Source organism: Embleya sp. NBC_00888 (assembly GCF_045207655.1).
In the GTDB taxonomy this organism is placed as follows: domain Bacteria; phylum Actinomycetota; class Actinomycetes; order Streptomycetales; family Streptomycetaceae; genus Embleya.
This window is the reverse complement of the sequence record NZ_CP108785.1, coordinates 3,438,264-3,453,399: the sequence shown is the minus strand read 5'-3', so window position 1 is coordinate 3,453,399 and position 15,136 is coordinate 3,438,264. Positions and strand designations below refer to the sequence as shown.

General features: G+C 71.6%; 12 protein-coding genes. 3 read left to right on the top strand and 9 right to left on the bottom strand.

Annotated elements, in window-relative coordinates; genetic code table 11:
• Positions 1 to 116: 116 nt before the first annotated feature.
• The 3 genes from OG948_RS49430 to OG948_RS49420 form a co-directional block, all read right to left on the bottom strand.
• Entirely contained in the window at positions 117 to 950 is an 834-nt protein-coding gene (locus tag OG948_RS49430) for a phosphotransferase (protein ID WP_331771602.1), read from the bottom strand.
• Between the two features lie 125 nt (positions 951 to 1,075).
• On the bottom strand, positions 1,076 to 2,053 hold the full coding sequence (locus OG948_RS49425) for a hypothetical protein (RefSeq protein WP_331771601.1): 978 nt from the start codon (positions 2,051 to 2,053) through the stop codon (positions 1,076 to 1,078).
• On the bottom strand, positions 2,046 to 2,237 hold the full coding sequence (locus OG948_RS49420) for a hypothetical protein (protein ID WP_331771600.1): 192 nt from the start codon (positions 2,235 to 2,237) through the stop codon (positions 2,046 to 2,048). The genes OG948_RS49425 and OG948_RS49420 overlap by 8 nt, the downstream gene beginning before the upstream one ends.
• 165 nt (positions 2,238 to 2,402) lie before the next feature.
• Here OG948_RS49420 and OG948_RS49415 point away from each other — a divergent pair, with 165 nt between their 5' ends.
• Positions 2,403 to 2,912 (top strand): SRPBCC family protein, encoded by a 510-nt coding sequence (locus OG948_RS49415; protein WP_331771599.1) that lies wholly within the window; start codon positions 2,403 to 2,405, stop codon positions 2,910 to 2,912.
• A gap of 29 nt (positions 2,913 to 2,941) precedes the next feature.
• On the opposite strand, the gene OG948_RS49410 is transcribed toward OG948_RS49415, so the two are convergent.
• Positions 2,942 to 5,140, bottom strand: a complete 2,199-nt coding sequence (locus tag OG948_RS49410) for an MMPL family transporter (protein ID WP_331771598.1) — start codon at positions 5,138 to 5,140, stop codon at positions 2,942 to 2,944.
• A 297-nt stretch (positions 5,141 to 5,437) separates the two neighbouring features.
• On the opposite strand from OG948_RS49410, the gene glgX reads away from it, so the two are divergent.
• Positions 5,438 to 7,552: a glycogen debranching protein GlgX gene (gene glgX / locus OG948_RS49405; protein WP_331771597.1), complete on the top strand. Its 2,115-nt coding sequence runs from the start codon at positions 5,438 to 5,440 to the stop codon at positions 7,550 to 7,552.
• Between the two features lie 87 nt (positions 7,553 to 7,639).
• Here the strand turns inward: glgX and OG948_RS49400 are convergent, their stop codons facing one another.
• Together OG948_RS49400 and OG948_RS49395 are read right to left on the bottom strand one after the other, a co-directional pair.
• Entirely contained in the window at positions 7,640 to 9,652 is a 2,013-nt protein-coding gene (locus tag OG948_RS49400; protein WP_331771596.1) for a phosphocholine-specific phospholipase C, read from the bottom strand.
• A gap of 38 nt (positions 9,653 to 9,690) precedes the next feature.
• Positions 9,691 to 11,127, bottom strand: coding sequence for a hypothetical protein (locus OG948_RS49395; RefSeq protein ID WP_331771595.1), 1,437 nt, complete (start codon positions 11,125 to 11,127; stop codon positions 9,691 to 9,693).
• Between the two features lie 1,213 nt (positions 11,128 to 12,340).
• On the opposite strand from OG948_RS49395, the gene OG948_RS49390 reads away from it, so the two are divergent.
• Entirely contained in the window at positions 12,341 to 12,733 is a 393-nt protein-coding gene (locus tag OG948_RS49390) for a DUF2267 domain-containing protein (RefSeq protein ID WP_331771594.1), read from the top strand.
• A gap of 141 nt (positions 12,734 to 12,874) precedes the next feature.
• Here OG948_RS49390 and OG948_RS49385 read toward each other — a convergent pair whose 3' ends face one another.
• The 3 genes from OG948_RS49385 to OG948_RS49375 all read right to left on the bottom strand — a co-directional run bounded on the left by OG948_RS49385 (position 12,875) and on the right by OG948_RS49375 (position 15,110).
• Positions 12,875 to 13,477 carry a TetR family transcriptional regulator gene (locus tag OG948_RS49385; RefSeq protein ID WP_331771593.1) on the bottom strand — a complete coding sequence of 201 codons (603 nt, stop codon included), beginning with the start codon at positions 13,475 to 13,477 and terminating at the stop codon, positions 12,875 to 12,877.
• A 369-nt stretch (positions 13,478 to 13,846) separates the two neighbouring features.
• Positions 13,847 to 14,527, bottom strand: a complete 681-nt coding sequence (locus tag OG948_RS49380; RefSeq protein WP_331771592.1) for a class I SAM-dependent methyltransferase — start codon at positions 14,525 to 14,527, stop codon at positions 13,847 to 13,849.
• Complete coding sequence (locus OG948_RS49375) at positions 14,520 to 15,110, bottom strand: hypothetical protein (protein WP_331771591.1); 591 nt, start codon at positions 15,108 to 15,110, stop codon at positions 14,520 to 14,522. Before OG948_RS49375 ends, OG948_RS49380 begins: the two co-directional genes overlap by 8 nt.
• Between the last annotated feature and the right edge of the window lie 26 nt (positions 15,111 to 15,136).

Genomic DNA, 15,136 nt, shown 5'->3' with positions numbered 1-15,136 from the left:
GGACGGGTGCCCGGCCCGCACACTCGCGAACCGGGTTCGGGCCCCGGTCTCCACCCCGCGTGCGCGGAACCGGCGCCCGGTCTCCGGCCCCGCGCACGCGGCAGGGGCGCCCCGTGTCAACCCGAGTACGGCGCCGTCGGGAGTGCCTTGATTCGGGTGGTCGGGTCCAATGCCATCGTCGCCTCGATCAGCGCCTCCAGGTCGGGGTCCGGCCACGGGCGTGCCAGTTCCAGCGGCGGGCGGTGTCGCCCGGTGGCGATGTCCTCCAGGATGTCGGCGGCGGTGATCCGCCCGCCGATCGCCCGATCGGTGGCCGGGGCGGTGCCCGTCCAGGCCGCCCGGAACGAGGCACCCAGGCTGTACACCTCGGCGGCGTCGGTCAGGCGCACGTGCTGCCCGGGCCCGGTCTCCAGGAGTTGCCGGGCTATCTCGGGAGCGGTGGTGAGGTCCATCCCGCCCCGGTAGGGATTCGGCAGCGGGAGCCGGTCCGGATGGTGGGCCAGGTCGTGGTCGATGAACTCGATCCCGCCTCCCGGGGTCACCAGTATGTTCATCGGCTGGATATCGCCGTGATGCCACCCCAGCGCGTGCAGCCGACCGAGCGCCGCGAACGCCCGCCGGGCCAGATCGGGCAACGGATGCGCCGGAACGGGCCCGTTGCGGCGCGCCGACTCGCACCAGCGCCACAGGGTCACCCCCGGGACCCACTCGACCGCCGTCCACAGCCCGCCGCCGACGTGCCCGTGCCTGCCGCCGACCGGGTAAAGGCCCTGCTCGCGCAGCATGGTCAGCACCCGCGCCTCGTGATGCAGCGCGGCGACGTCCGCTCCCTCGGCGGTCTTGATCCGCCACTGTCCGGCACGCCAGGCGTTGGTGTGGTGCGAGGTCAGCGGACGTGGCCGTTCGGTGACGCCGAGGGTCTCCAAGGCCGCGACGAGCAGCGGATCCATCCGCACATTCTGGCCGACGCCCACGACGCGCCGACGCTGTGGTGTCTCGGCCCCGCACGCGTAAGCCGGGCCGGTCGCACCGGGATCGCCGGCCCGGTCGCACTCTCGATTCAGCGGACCCATCCTCACGTTCGGGCGGAAGCGCAGCACGCGACGATCCCGCGGCGGGCGGGTCCCTCGCGCAGGACCCGGGCCAGCCCCGCCGAAATCGGCAGCCCGGTCGCGCTCTCGATCCAGCCGAACTCGCCCACGCAGTTGCTCTCCAGGTACGTCCATCCGGCCGAGGTGACCACGAAGTCCAGCGCGGCGTAGCCCAGCCCGAGGTCGCGCACGTGCTCGACGCACGCCCTCGCGATCTCCGCCGGCGCCTCGATCGCCCGGTACTCGCACGCGTCCAGCGGCACCGCCCGCCAGTCGAGCGCGCCCTTCGTGATGATCGCGGCGGTGAACACCCGATCGTCCACGACGGTCACCCGCGCGTCGAACAGCCGGTCCTCGACCAGGGCCTGCAGGTAGTGCAGGGTGCCGGCGATGCCGCTCAGGTCGTCCGAGAGGCGGATGCGCGTGGTGGGGATGAACGTGGTGTGCCGCTGGGTGAGCGCCTTGACCACGACCTTGTCCCGGTGCGCGGCGATGAACGCGCGGGCCGCGTGCGGATCGCTGGTGAACAGCGTGTCGGGCACGGCGAAGCCGGCGCGCGCGGCCGACGCGAGTTGGGTGGGCTTGTGCAGCGACGCCGCGACGATCGTGGGGTCGTCGATCCACACCTTCAGCGGCTGCGCGCGCAACAGGCCCAGCAACGCGGTGGTGTTCTCGTCCGCGCGCCACCGTTCCTCCGCGGTGCCGAACGCGTCGGGTCGGGTGGGTTTGCGCCAATACACCGCGCAACGTTCGTCCAGGGTCACCGTCGCCCGCCCGGAGGTGAGCACGGTGTGCCAGCGCCCGGCGGCGAACCGGCCGGTCACCAAAGGGCGTTCGCGCAGGCGGCCCGGATCCAGGCGGAGCAGGGCCACCGGGCCGCCGAGGAGGTGCGCCGCCACCATGTCGGCGGTCAGGTCCTCCTCGGTGGCCACGATCACGACGCTCGCGTCGTGATCAGTCATCCTTCTTGTATCCCCTGGGTTCCTGCGTCCCGGTGTAGGTGCCGGAGTCCACCGCGTGGATCAGCAGCGTCCCGCCAGGGGTGACGTTGACACACAGATCGGGATCGTAGTGATGCCGGGGCAGCGTGGGCGCGCTTCGAGTGGGGACCGGGGCCCTGCGGCCGAGAATCAAAGGACCGGGCATGACCTCTCCTGACTGTGGGTGTCCGACCCACCGAGAAACACGGTGCGTCATGTTCATCAACGCCCGGACGGGGTCGGTCAGTTGCATCTCCGCGGAAAAAGACCCGACGCCTCCGGCAAACGTCTCCCCCGGCGTCCGGCGAGTAACCCTGGCAGGATGACCGTCATGCCCACGGTGGAAGCGTCAGTGGAGGTACCCGTCGCCGCCGCGACGGCGTTCGCCGTGTCGCAGACGACCGGGGTGGTGCGCAGGCGTTGGGACCCGTTCATCCGCAGCCAGCGCTTCCTGGACGGGGCCACCGAGCCGGGCAAGGGAGTGCGCACGCTCACGGTGCACCGCGCGGGCTTTCGGATGATCAGCGAATACGTCTCGTACCACCCGCCGACGAACGTGGGCATGCGGATGGTCGAGGGATCCTGGTTCTTCGCGAAGATGGGCGGCGGCTGGCGGTTCACCGCCGTCGAGGGCGAACCGGACCGTACCCGCGCGGTATGGCGTTACAACTTCGGCTGCCGCCCGCGCTGGTTGGCCCCGATCGCCGATCGCATCGGCACGGTCGTGCTCCGGCGTGAGATCGAACACCGCATCGCGCGCTTCGCCCGCGCGTGCTCGGATCCGGTGGTCCTGGCCGCGATCGACGGCGACGATGTGGCCGAGGGGCCCGCGCCGGGCTGAGCGTCGGCCCGGCCCCGCGTCGGCGGGTGTCAGTGCGCCGCGCCGCCGGTGGGCGCGGTGCCGGCCAGACGTTCCTCCAGGCGCTTGCCCTCGATGTCCGGGTCGGGGACGTACTTGGTGAACCACTGCGGGTGATACCAGAGCTTGGCCCGGACGATCGCCATCGTCGCCGGGACCAGCGTCAGCCGGACCACGAAGGCGTCCAGGAAGACACCGACGGCGAAGCTGAAGCCGATCGCCTTGATGGTCGGGTCGTCGGTGAACATGAACGCCACGAAGATCGAGAACATGATCAGCGCCGCCGCCGTCACCACCCGCGCCGACAACCCGGTGCCGCGCGCGACCGCGCCTCGGGCGTCGCCCGTGGTGGTGTAGTCCTCCTTGATCCGCGAGACGACGAACACCTCGTAGTCGCTGGACAACCCGAAGATGATCGCGAGCATCAGGATCGGCAGGAAGCTGATCGTCTCGGTGGGGGTGATGCCGAAGATGTCCTCGCCCCAGCCCCACTGGAACATCGCGACCTGCGCGCCGAAGGCCGCCGCGACCGACAGCAGGAAGCCGAGGATCGACTTGATCGGCACCAGGATGGTCCGGAAGGCGAAGGTCAGCAGCACGAAGGCCAGGCCGACCACCACGAGCAGGAACACCGGGAGCGCGTCCAGGAGTTTCGTGGACACGTCGATGTTGGAGGCGGTGCTGCCGCCGACCAGGATCGGCGCGCCGACGCCGGCCTCGATCGCCGAGCGGTTGTCCCGGATGTGGTGCACCAGGTCGGCGGTGGTCTGCGAGTTGGGTCCGGTGGCGGGGATCACCCGCACCACGGCGACCTCGTTGTTGACGGCGAGTGGACCCGCCGCCACGACGTCCGGTTGCTGCTTCAGCGCGTTCACCAAGGCCGTCACGCCGCTTTGGTCGACGGGCCCGTCGGCGACCACCAGCAGGGGCCCGTTGAAGCCGGGCCCGAAGCTCTCCGCGGTCAGGTCGTACGCCTTGCGCTCGGTGGAGGACTCGGGCTGCGAGGCGGCGCTGGGCAGCCCCAGTTCCATGCTCAACGCGGGCACCGCCAGCACGAGCAGCAGGCCGACGCCGAGGATCAGGACCGGGATCCGGAAGCGCACCACGAAGCGCGCCCAGGCCGCGCCGAACGTCCGGGCCGGCTCGGTCGCGGTGATCCGCGCGACCTCCTCGTGGTGCCCGGGCCGCAGCCGCGTGTCGATGAACGACACGAGCTTGGTGCCGGCGAAGCCCAGGACCGCCGGGAGCAGGGTGAGCGCGATCAACAGCGCGATCAGCACCGCCGCGGCCGCGCACAATCCCATCAGGGTCAGGAACGGGATCCCCACGACGGCCAGCCCGCACAGGGCGATGATCACGGTGAGTCCGGCGAAGACCACCGAGCTGCCGGCGGTGCCCAGGGCCAGGGCCGCCGACTCCTCCGGCGTCATGCCGCCGATCAGGTTGTTGCGGTGCCGGAACAGGATGAACAGCCCGTAGTCGATCCCGCAGGACAGACCGAGCATGATGGCCACCGTCGTGGACGCCGACGCGATGTTCACCACCGACGCGAGCGCGGTCACCCCCATCAGGGCGATCACCACACCGATGATCGCGTTGATGATCGGCAGGCCGGCGGCGACCACCGCGCCGAACGTGATGAGCAGGATCACCAGCGCGATCGCCAGACCGATCAGCTCCGGCAGTTCGGAGGGGGTGATCCGCCAGCCCGGGTACACGGTGCCCGAGTACTCGACCTGGACCCCGGCCTGCTCGGCGGGCGCCACGGCGTCCTCGAGCTTGTCCAGGGTGGCATCCTCGACGTCCGCCGGCTGCGCCGTGTACTGCACCCAGCCCAGCGCGACCAGTTGGTCGGGCGCGACTCCCTGATCGGTGAACGGGTCCGACACGGAGGCCACTTGCGGCACCGTCCGCAGTTGCGCGATGGCCGCCTCGATGCCGGCGCTCGGGCCCGGGTCGGTGACCTTGGCCGGGCTCTTCACGGCGAACACCACCTGGGTCTGCGCGCCGCCGAGCGCGGGCAGCTTCTGCTCCAACAGGTCCGTCGTGTCCTGCGACTCGGTACCCGGAATGGTGAAGGTGTCGTTGGTCTTGCCGCCGCTCACCGTGGCGAGGACGACGGCGGCCACCGCGATGGCGAGCCAGACTGCCAGGACCCACCGGCGACGCCGAAACGCCCATTTCCCCAGCCGGAACAGATAGGTGGACAAGCCGCTTCCCTCCGCACCGACCGACAGGCCGCAACCACCGCTCGAATCACCACGCGGCGACCCGCGACCACAGAGACAGACAAGACCGACGATCTCGTCCTACTTTGTCCCATTGGTTCCGACGAAGTGCCCGCGACGCGCCGACAGCGCGTCGACCGCCCGGGGGCGTGAGCATCGGCGGGACGCGCCCACCCCGATGCGGCCGGCCGCTTCCGCTCGGGAGCCCGCGGCGGGACACGACATTCCGCCGTGTCGACGATCGAATTATGGTCCGATATGAGCGGTTAATGTCACTTCATGCAGGCATGGAATGGCAGGTCCTATCCCCTCGGCGCCACGTTCGACGGCTCCGGCACCAACTTCGCGGTGTTCTCCGAGGTCGCCGAGCGCGTGGAGGTCGCGCTGATCGACGACGACGGCACCGAGCAGCGGGTGCCGTTGCCCGATGTCGACGGCTTCGTGTGGCACGGCTATCTCCCCGGCGTCGGGCCCGGCCGGCGCTACGGGTACCGCGTACACGGGCCGCACGACCCCGAGCGGGGTCACCGCTGCAATCCGGCCAAGATCCTGATCGACCCCTACGCCAAGGCGATCGACGGCAACACCGACGGCGACCTGTCGCTGCTGGACTACCGGCCCGAGGCGCCCGACGAGCAGAACACCGCGGACAATCTGCGGCACACGATGCTCTCGGTGGTGACCGATTCGACCTTCGACTGGGGCGACGACCGCAGCCCGAACCGCCCGTACCACGAGACCGTGATCTACGAGGCGCACGTCAAGGGCATGACCCGCACCCATCCCGCCGTTCCCGAGCACCGGCGCGGCACATACGCCGGCCTCGCCCATCCCGCCGTGATCGAGCACCTGACCACGCTCGGCGTGACCGCGATCGAGCTGATGCCGGTGCACCAGTTCGTCCAGGACGGATCGCTGCTCGCCCGGGGCCTGTCCAACTACTGGGGCTACAACACCATCGGCTTCCTCGCGCCGCACAACGCCTACTCGTCCTCCGGCACGCGCGGCGAACAGGTGACCGAGTTCAAGGCGATGGTCAAGACCCTGCACGCGGCCGGGATCGAGGTGATTCTCGACGTCGTCTACAACCACACCGCCGAAGGCAACGAACTGGGTCCGACGCTCTCCTTCCGAGGCATCGACAACGCCTCGTACTACCGCCTGGTGGACGACGACCCGGCGCACTACTACGACACCACCGGCACCGGGAACAGCCTGCTGATGCGGCACCCGAACGTGCTCCAACTGATCATGGACTCGCTGCGCCACTGGGTCACCGAGATGCACGTGGACGGCTTCCGCTTCGATCTCGCGGCCACCCTGGCCCGGCAGTTCCACGAGGTGGACCGGCTGTCCGCGTTCTTCGACCTGGTCCAGCAGGACCCCGTGGTCAGCCGGGTCAAACTGATCGCCGAACCGTGGGACGTGGGCGAGGGCGGCTACCAGGTGGGCAACTTTCCGCCGCTGTGGAACGAGTGGAACGGCAAGTACCGGGACAGCGTGCGCGACTTCTGGCGCGGCACCGACGGCGTCCTGCCCGAGTTCGCGGGCCGCCTGACCGGCTCGTCGGACCTGTACACCAGCGAGCACCGACGACCGCTGGCCGGCATCAACTTCGTCACCGCACACGACGGCTTCACCCTGCGCGACCTGGTGTCGTACAACGACAAGCACAACGAGGCCAACGGCGAGGACGGCCGCGACGGGGCCGACGACAACCGATCGTGGAACTCCGGCGCCGAGGGAGACACCGCGGACCCGGGCGTGCTCGCGCTGCGCGAGCGCCGACAGCGCAACCTGCTCACCACCCTGTTCGTCTCGCAGGGTGTGCCCATGCTCTCGCACGGCGACGAACTGGGCCGCACCCAACGCGGCAACAACAACGTGTACTGCCAGGACAACGAGATCGCGTGGATGGACTGGGAGTCGGCCGCCGACCCGGCCCGACGCGACCTGTTGGAGTTCACCCGCGGCCTCGTGCGATTGCGCGCGGCACATCCCGTGCTGCGTCGGCGGCGCTTCTTCCGCGGCGACGGCGCGGACGGCCCGGCCGACCTGCTGTGGTTGCGTCCGGACGGCAAGGAGATGACCCGAAAGGACTGGGACCGCCCGAACGCCCGCTCCGTGGTGGTCTTCCTCAACGGCGACGCGATCTCCGAACGCGACTCCTGCGGCCGCCCGGTCGTGGACGACTCGTTCCTGTTCGTACTCAACGCCCACTACGAGAGCGTCGACGTACGGGTGCCGTCCTTCGGGGACGGCGACGTGTGGCACGTCGCCGTGGACACCGCCGACCCCGACGGCGCGGACGAGGTGGAGGTCAAGGCGGGCGCCGTGCGCGCGGTCGAGGCGCACAGCGTCCTCGTGCTGATCCGCCGGCGCCGCCCGGAGTGAGGACCCGGACCCGCGGGTGCCCCTCGAGGGAGCGGCACCCGCGGGCCGTCCTGCCGGTCGGTCCCGGTTCCACGGACGGTGTGCCGATCAGTCCCGGTTCGACGGGTGGACGGTACCGGCGTAGCGGCGGGTGAAGCCGTCCGCCGCCGCGACGGTGACGTCGTACCGGCCGTACGCGTCGGTCGGCCACGCCACGGTGTCCCGGTCCCGGGCGCTCACCCACTGCTCCCGGGCCGTCCCGCCGAAGTCGTTCGGCGTGATCGTGAAGCGCACGTCGGTGTCGCCGTCGTTGCTCAGTCGCAGGTCCAGCCGCGCGGCGTCGGGCCGACGTCCGTGCAGCGTGGCGCGGACCGACGGGACGGCGACGTCGCGCTGCGGGTCGCGGACCACGGTGCCGGCGAAGCGTCGGACGAAGCCGTCCGCGCCGTGCACGCTGAAGTCGTAGGCGCCGTCGGTGCCGGCCGCGTCCCACACGTAGCTCGCGCTCTTGCCGGGGCCGACGGTGAACGGGGTGCCCGCGAACGGGAGGACGATGTTGGGGAAGACGGTGAAGTGGTAGGTCACCGTGCCCTCGTTGACCAGCGCGCAGGTCACCCGGCCGTTGCCCCGGTCCACGGTCACGTCCGCCGACGGCCGGTACGGCAGCGGTCGGTGCGGTCGGTGGCCGGCTTCCTGGGTGGGCACCTGCTGGGCCCCGGCGGCGGGCAGCTTGACGCCGGGCAGCGCCTTGGCCGCGTCCGCCTTGGCGATCAGCACGTTGGTGTCGGGCAGCGTGGGGATCGTGTAGTCGGGCTTGCCGAAGTCGAAGCACGAGGTCAGGTCGCCGCAGACGGCGCGACGCCACGCGGAGATGTTGGGTTCGTTCACCCCGGTCACCGTCTCCAGGAAGCGCAGCACCGAAGTGTGGTCGGCCACCTGGGAGTTGACGTGCCCACCCCGCGACCAGGGCGAGGCGATCCACAGCGGTACGCGTGAGCCGAGGCCGATCGGACGGCCGCCGACGAACTCCTCGGGCGTGCCCGGTTCGGGCATCGGCGGGACCACGTGGTCGAAGTAGCCGTCGTTCTCGTCGTACATCAACAGGAACACGGTGTGCTTCCACACCTCGGGGTTGGCGAACATCGATTGCAGCGCGGTGTTCACCCAGTGCGCACCGTAGTTGGGTCCCGCGTCGGGGTGTTCGCTGAACAGGTAGGGCGCGACCAGCCAGGAGACCGTGGGCAGCGTGCCGTCCTTGCAGTGCGCGTCGAACGCGGTCAGGTCGAACTTGGTCATCGCGTTGATGTAACGCGGGTCGTCCTTCGGGAAGTTGTGGAACTGCCTGAAGTAGGACAGGCCGTTGTCGTCGTAGTCGCCGTAGCGCTCGTCCTTGCTCGGGTTGTGGTAGACCCGCCAGCTCACCCCGGCGGCGGACAGTCGTTCGGCGTAGGTGGTCCAGTCGGCGACCGGGTTGTCGGTGACGGGGGTGTTGTCGATCCACGGGCCGGTGGTGCCGTCCCGGCCGGGTCCGGCGGTGCCCGACCACAGGTAGAGCCGGTTGGGGTCGGTGGGGCCGTTGAGCGAGGTGAAGTAGGCGTCGCAGACCGTGAACGCGTCGGCGAGGGCGTACTGGTACGGGATGTCCTCGCGGGTGAAGTAGCCCATCGAGCGTTCGCCCTTGGCGGCGACCCAGCGGTTCTGCGCGCCGTTGTTGACCGCGGTGTGCCCGGTGCTCCAGTCGTGCGGGAGGCCGCCGGCGTTCTGCGCGTTGTACTTGGTGGAGTCCATCCGGTACGGCAGCAGGTAGCCGCCGTCGGTGCGGCCGGGGTGCGGCTGGCGGAACACGTCGTCGCCGCCCGGCAGCACCAGGCCCTGGCGGTCCGCGAATCCGCGCACGCCGGCGAGCGTGCCGAAGTAGTGGTCGAAGCTGCGGTTCTCCTGCATCAGGATCACCACGTGGCGAACGTCCTTGATACTGCCGGGCTTCGGCCGGCGTGCGGCGTCCGCGGCCGGCGGCGGCGCCTGGTCCGCGTGGGCGGGGGTGGCGGTCAGGCCCACCGCGCCGGCCGCGCCGACGGCGGCGGAGGCGCCCACGAAGGAGCGGCGGCTGAACTCGGTCATGTCGAACCGACCTTTCGGGGAGGGGAGGTGACGGGGGCTCAGGCGCGCAGCGTGAAGGTCGCGACGGCGGCGGCGTGGTCGCTGGGCCAGCCGTTCCCGGCGGTGCCCGGGATCGGCTTGGGCCAGCCGGTGACCAGGGTGTGCGCCTCCTCGACGGACAGCGGTCCGGCGCTGTGCAGCGCGTCGATCCGGTCCTGGGGCTGCGTCGGGTCCACCGGCGACCAGGTGTTGCCGGGCTCGCGGGCCGGATCACGGTGCCGGTCACGGAACACGTCGGTCAGCCGGGCGTGTTCGAGCAGTTGGGTGACCGGCCAGCGGACCGGCCCGGACGTCCCGTGCGCGCCGGCGGTGCGGGCGGTCCAGTCCAGGTGCGAGGGTGAGGCGAGGGCGCCGGCGAGCAGCACCGGGGTGTCCCGGGCCGCGCCCAGGTCGGGGGCCATCGCCGCGACCAGCGCCTGGGCCTGGCGGTGGCGCAGGCTCGCCCGTTCGGCCGCCTCGGCCTGCCCGGGAGTACGGCCCTGGCGGATCCCGATCGGCCCGTAGTCCCCTTCGTCCAGACACGCGGTCCACACCCGCACGGCCCGCACCCCGGGTACCCGCACGGTGGCCGCGACCGCCGGCAGCTCGGCGGTCGCCGGGCGCGGGTCGGTGAGCGCATGCCGACTGATCAGCGCGAGTCCGGACACGTCCTCGTGTACCGCCCAACCCAGCGCGTCCGCCACCGACTTGCCCAGCGTGCCGCCGGTGTCCTGGAGCGCCGGCACGTCCAGGTCCCGGGTGAGCGCGAGGCGCAGCAGCTTGCTCACCGCGCCGTCCACGTGTTTGCCCGCGTCCCAAGCGTCGAGGCAGGCGACCTTGAGCGTGACGCTGCGCGCGTTGCGCCGTACCGGTACCTGCGCGGTGAGTTGCGAGGTCGCACCGGTCGCGCCGTCCCGGCCCTCGACGGTGAGCACGCCCGGCCGGCGCGAACCGCCGCGCGGGGCCTTGGCGGTGACCGTGCCGTCGGCGCCGAGGGTGAGCCAACCATCCCCGCCTCGGGAACGGAACGTGACGCCCTGGCCGGATTGTTGCCCGGTCGAGGTGGTCCACAGTCCGCCCAGGCGCACGGTCGCGCTCTCGCCCGGCGCCACGGCCGAGGTGGTGACGGTGTCCACGGCGAACCTGGGCCGGGGCGGCACGGGCCGCACCGCGAAGCTGAACGGCGCGGTCCGGGCGAGGATCGCGTAGCCGTCCTTGGCCAGCAGGTACGCGGTGTAGGGGCCGTCGGTGAGGCCCTGCGTCTCGATGGTCACCTCGCCCTCGGCCGTGGTGACGTACTTCCAGGCCAACGAGCTCCCGTCACCGGGCTGTCGAGCGCCGTCGTACACCCCGACCCAGTTCTTGGCGTGCGGCGCGTCGGTGGCGAAGCGGAAGGTCAACTGGTCGCCCTCCTTCGGCACGGTGGGACGCAGGAGGGCGAGTGAGCTTCCCGGCATGTGATCGATTCCTCTCGGATGGGGGCGGGCGGATCGGGGCGAGGGGGCGATGCGGCCATACGGAACCGGCGGCACCGGATCGGGCCGCCGCTTCTTCGGGGGAGGATCAGGTCGCGAGGGCGCGACCCGTCGAATCACGACGCGTCCCCCGGAGGCGGACGGGCTGCCTGCCACCGGTCGCGACGCGCGGGGTCGGCACCGGCGGCGGACCGGCGGCGATCCGGCGCGCCGGACGGCGCGGCGCGGCCGGTGGGCGGGCGCGCGATGCGGTCGATGGGCGGCTAAACCGACGGGTGTTCGGCCCGGTGTCGGCCGGCGCCCGGTGGCCGGCTCCGGAGTCGTTCGCCGCCCGACGGTCCGGAGCCCGGGGCGATCCGGTATCGGCCGCGGCCCGCGGGACCGCGGTCGGCACGGGGCCGGCGGCGATCGGGGTGGTGCGGCCACGGCAGGTGGGCACGGAAATACTCCAGGCGAAAGTCGGGTTGGCCGGACGACTCGGCTCAGTAGGCCGGCGACCGATGGCCGACGCGTGAACGCACGCACACGGGCGAGCGAGCTTCGCGGGAAGAGCCGGCGGATCCGATCGGGGAAGCGGAACCGGTCTGCTGCGCGGCGGACTCGCCGTTGTGGTGCGAACGGCGCCGCGGCACCGACCCGCGGCGGGCGTGCCCGTCGAGTGGTCCGAGGGCCGCAGGCCCGACACGGTCGCCTTCACGGTGCGCCACTCGATCGCCGCATCCGCGCTGTCGCGCCGCCGCCACCCCGAGTGACCTCCTCGTGCGAAGCCTGTACGCGAAGCCTGTCGTGGATCCGGGAGGACGGCCGGGGACCTGTCGGGGTCGACCACCACGCACCGGACACCGGCACCGAACCCCCTCCGGACACAAGGGGTGATGGACCGAAATCGCACAGCCGCCACTGCCGGGCTCGCGTGCGGTCGGTCCGCGTCGAAGGCCGTCAAGTGTGCGACGGAGCGTTAAGGTGGGGAGCACCCCATGCGCACCGACCCGATTCGTGGCCTCGAAGCGCGCATCGTCGATCCGCCCCGAACCGGTCGGGCGTTGAGGTCGGCGTGGCATGCCACGGCCGGCGCACCGAGGCAGACCCGTCCCGGTCACCGGACCGGCACGCCGCGTGCCCTCCGGATCGGGGCCGCCCCGCCCGAGCCCGCTCCGATCGCAGTCGACGGAAGACGGAAGAAGGGCCGATACAGATGCCGATGCGATGGGAACCCTTCCTCGCGGCAGTTCAGGAGCGGGGCGAATACTCCTCACCCGCGGAGGCGGAACGAGGCATTCGGGTCGTCCTCGCGCTCCTGGGCGCACACCTGGTCGGCGGCGAGCGCACCGAACTGGCCGCCAGGCTCCCGGACACCTGTGCCCTGGTACTGCTGAACCCGCTCCCCGCGCACGAGCCGCTGAGCGCCGACCGGTTCGTCCGGGCGACCGGCGCGTGGATCGAGGGTGCCACCGACGAGACCGCGAAATGGGACGTCGGAGCGGTACTCGGCGTCGTGGCCGACGCCATCGACGACGACCTGATGAACCGCGTGCTGCTGCAATTGCCGCCGGGCTACGACCTCCTCTTCGGCCGTCCTCGACGCTGAACCCGTCCCCGCGGCACACACACGCGCGGCCGGGCGAACCGGGCCGAAGGCCGCACGCGGGTGGCGGGCGCCCGGCCGCGAGGCCGTTCGACGCGGGGTCGGGTCGATCGAGGCGGACGCGGGGTCAGACCGGGACGCGGGTCAGGTCGGATCGACGCGCAGGAAGCGGGTGAGCAGCAGCCGGAGCATGGGCGCCTGCTCGCGCGGCGCGAAGCTCGGATCGGTCGCCACCCGGGCGAAGATTCCGTCGATCTGGGCCGCGATCCACGTCGCCGCGTCCTCCGCGTCCAACTCCGGGTCGATCCGCCCGGCCGCGGCGGCACGGCGCAGCAGGTCGGCGATGCCGGCCCGGAGCTGACGGTCGTTGCGGGCCAAGAGCGCGGCGATGCCTTCGTCCCGCTGGGCCTCGGCGGCGGTGTCCAGGGTGAGGCCCGCGTACTCCGGGTCGGCGGCGAGCGCGACAACCGCTTCCATCAGCGCGAACAGCGCCCCGAGCGCGTCCTCCTCGGCGGCCAGTCGCTCCAGGAAGGCGGCCGTCTGCACGCCCTCGCTGTCGATCAGCTCCACGATGATCGCGTGCTTGCTCGGGAAGTAGTGGAAGAGGTTGCCCGGGCTCATCCCGGCGCGTTTGCAGATGTCCGCGGTCCGGGTGCCGTGGAAGCCCATCTCCGCGAAGCAGGAGGCGGCGGCCTCCAGGATCTGACGTCGCCTGGCGGCGTGCTTGACGGGATCGACGGTGCGCATGGGATGGCCACCCTATCGCGCCCGCTCCACGACCGAGCCCGCCGACCCGCGCCCGGACTCCGCCCACGCTCAGCCGACGACGACTCGTCCACGCACCCAGCGGTCGAGTTCGGCACACTCGACACGAATCGCGCCCACCTCCCCCTCCCCGTCAACCGCCGGCGGACGAAACAACCGCGCACCGAACATGCCCACCCCACGCGGCCGCCGCGAAACCGAGCCGCCCGCCGCCGCGGCCGAGCCGTATCGGTGCGCACGCCCCCGACACATACCCGCGCCATCGGCCCAGCCCGTACGCCCGCCCCGACTCGCCCGACAACGCCGTCGTCACACGACCGCCCGGCGATTACACCCCTCCACCCACCGCCGTCACCCCGGGGGTTCCGCCGCATTCGCCGGTTGCGGCCGGTGGGCCAGGAAGACGGCGTCGCGGCGCCTGTTGCCGTCGCCGGGCTCCCGCACCATGCGCGCGGCGACGACGAGCCCGGCCTGGCCGAGCAGTTCGGCGATCCGGTCGGCCGGAAGGAAGTAGGACTCGTAGGAGACCGGATGGCCGCCGTACGCGCGGGTCGGTCGCACGTGCTCGTCGTCCCCGACGTATCCGCCCAGCATGAGCCAACCACCGGGCGCGAGCGTGCGGGCGAACTCGGCGAACACCACCGGCAACCACTCCGGCGGCGTGTGGTGGGTGGCGAAGTAGGCCAGGATTCCACCGAGTTCACCGTCCGCGAGATCCAACGCGGTCATCGACCCGACCACGAACCGCAGGTGCGGATAGGCTCGGCACGCCGTCTCGACCATCCTCGGCGACAGGTCGACGCCGAACGCGGACACCCCCAGCGCGGCCAGATACGCGGTCACCTTCCCCGGCCCACAACCCAGATCCGCGACCGGCCCGCGATCACCGTCGCGCACCGACTCGACGAACGCCCCCAACATCGCCCGCGACAACGGATCCAACTCCGCCGGCGCCTTGACAACGGCGGCGTAGGCCTCGGAAACGGTGTCGTACGAGCGCCGGACCGCCGCCAGATGCAACGGCTCACCCACCCGCGCCACCCGCCGCTCCCGTCCACCCCGTCGCACCCGGCGGTCGACCCGCCGACCCGCCGACCGGCAGACCCAACCGCTGCGCGAAGTCGGTCAACGTCGGTGCCACGATCCGCCAGGCGCACACGTGCCGGTCGGCCCGGAAATCGCTGCCGACCACCCGCGGATCCTCCGCGTCCTCCCGATAGTCGAGCGCGATCGCCACGTCCTCGCCGGGGCGGCGATTCACCACGATCAGGACGGCCTGCTCGACGTCGAGCCACGGCAGGTCCACCGACCCGACGACGCTCCCGCGCACCTCGCGAAACAGCGCCGACGATCGTTCGTCATCGGCGAAGAAATCCAACGACCGCGATTCCCGGCGCATCTCGGCCACGTCGGCCGGGAAATGCAATGGCTCCTCGATCCAGGGCACCACCTCGCGCATCACCTCGTCCCCCGGATGCCGCCATCCACCGGCGGCGAGCAGGTCGACCAGCGGTCCCGGAAGTGCCCGCCCCCGCACGGTCCATGCGGCCGGGCCGAGTTCGCCCTCGTCGTCTCCGGTCGCCGCTCCGGCCCATGCCTCCGCTTCGTGATCCACACCCGCCAACCTGGCACATCGGCGGC

Excerpts from the sequence above, each read along its gene's own strand:
- OG948_RS49430 (WP_331771602.1), bottom strand. The coding sequence starts at position 950 with ATGGATCCGCTGCTCGTCGCGGCCTTGGAGACCCTCGGCGTCACCGAA.
- OG948_RS49425 (WP_331771601.1), bottom strand. The coding sequence starts at position 2,053 with ATGACTGATCACGACGCGAGCGTCGTGATCGTGGCCACCGAGGAGGAC.
- OG948_RS49420 (WP_331771600.1), bottom strand. The coding sequence starts at position 2,237 with ATGCCCGGTCCTTTGATTCTCGGCCGCAGGGCCCCGGTCCCCACTCGA.
- OG948_RS49415 (WP_331771599.1), top strand. The coding sequence starts at position 2,403 with ATGCCCACGGTGGAAGCGTCAGTGGAGGTACCCGTCGCCGCCGCGACG.
- glgX (WP_331771597.1), top strand. The coding sequence starts at position 5,438 with ATGCAGGCATGGAATGGCAGGTCCTATCCCCTCGGCGCCACGTTCGAC.
- OG948_RS49400 (WP_331771596.1), bottom strand. The coding sequence starts at position 9,652 with ATGACCGAGTTCAGCCGCCGCTCCTTCGTGGGCGCCTCCGCCGCCGTC.
- OG948_RS49395 (WP_331771595.1), bottom strand. The coding sequence starts at position 11,127 with ATGCCGGGAAGCTCACTCGCCCTCCTGCGTCCCACCGTGCCGAAGGAG.
- OG948_RS49390 (WP_331771594.1), top strand. The coding sequence starts at position 12,341 with ATGCCGATGCGATGGGAACCCTTCCTCGCGGCAGTTCAGGAGCGGGGC.
- OG948_RS49385 (WP_331771593.1), bottom strand. The coding sequence starts at position 13,477 with ATGCGCACCGTCGATCCCGTCAAGCACGCCGCCAGGCGACGTCAGATC.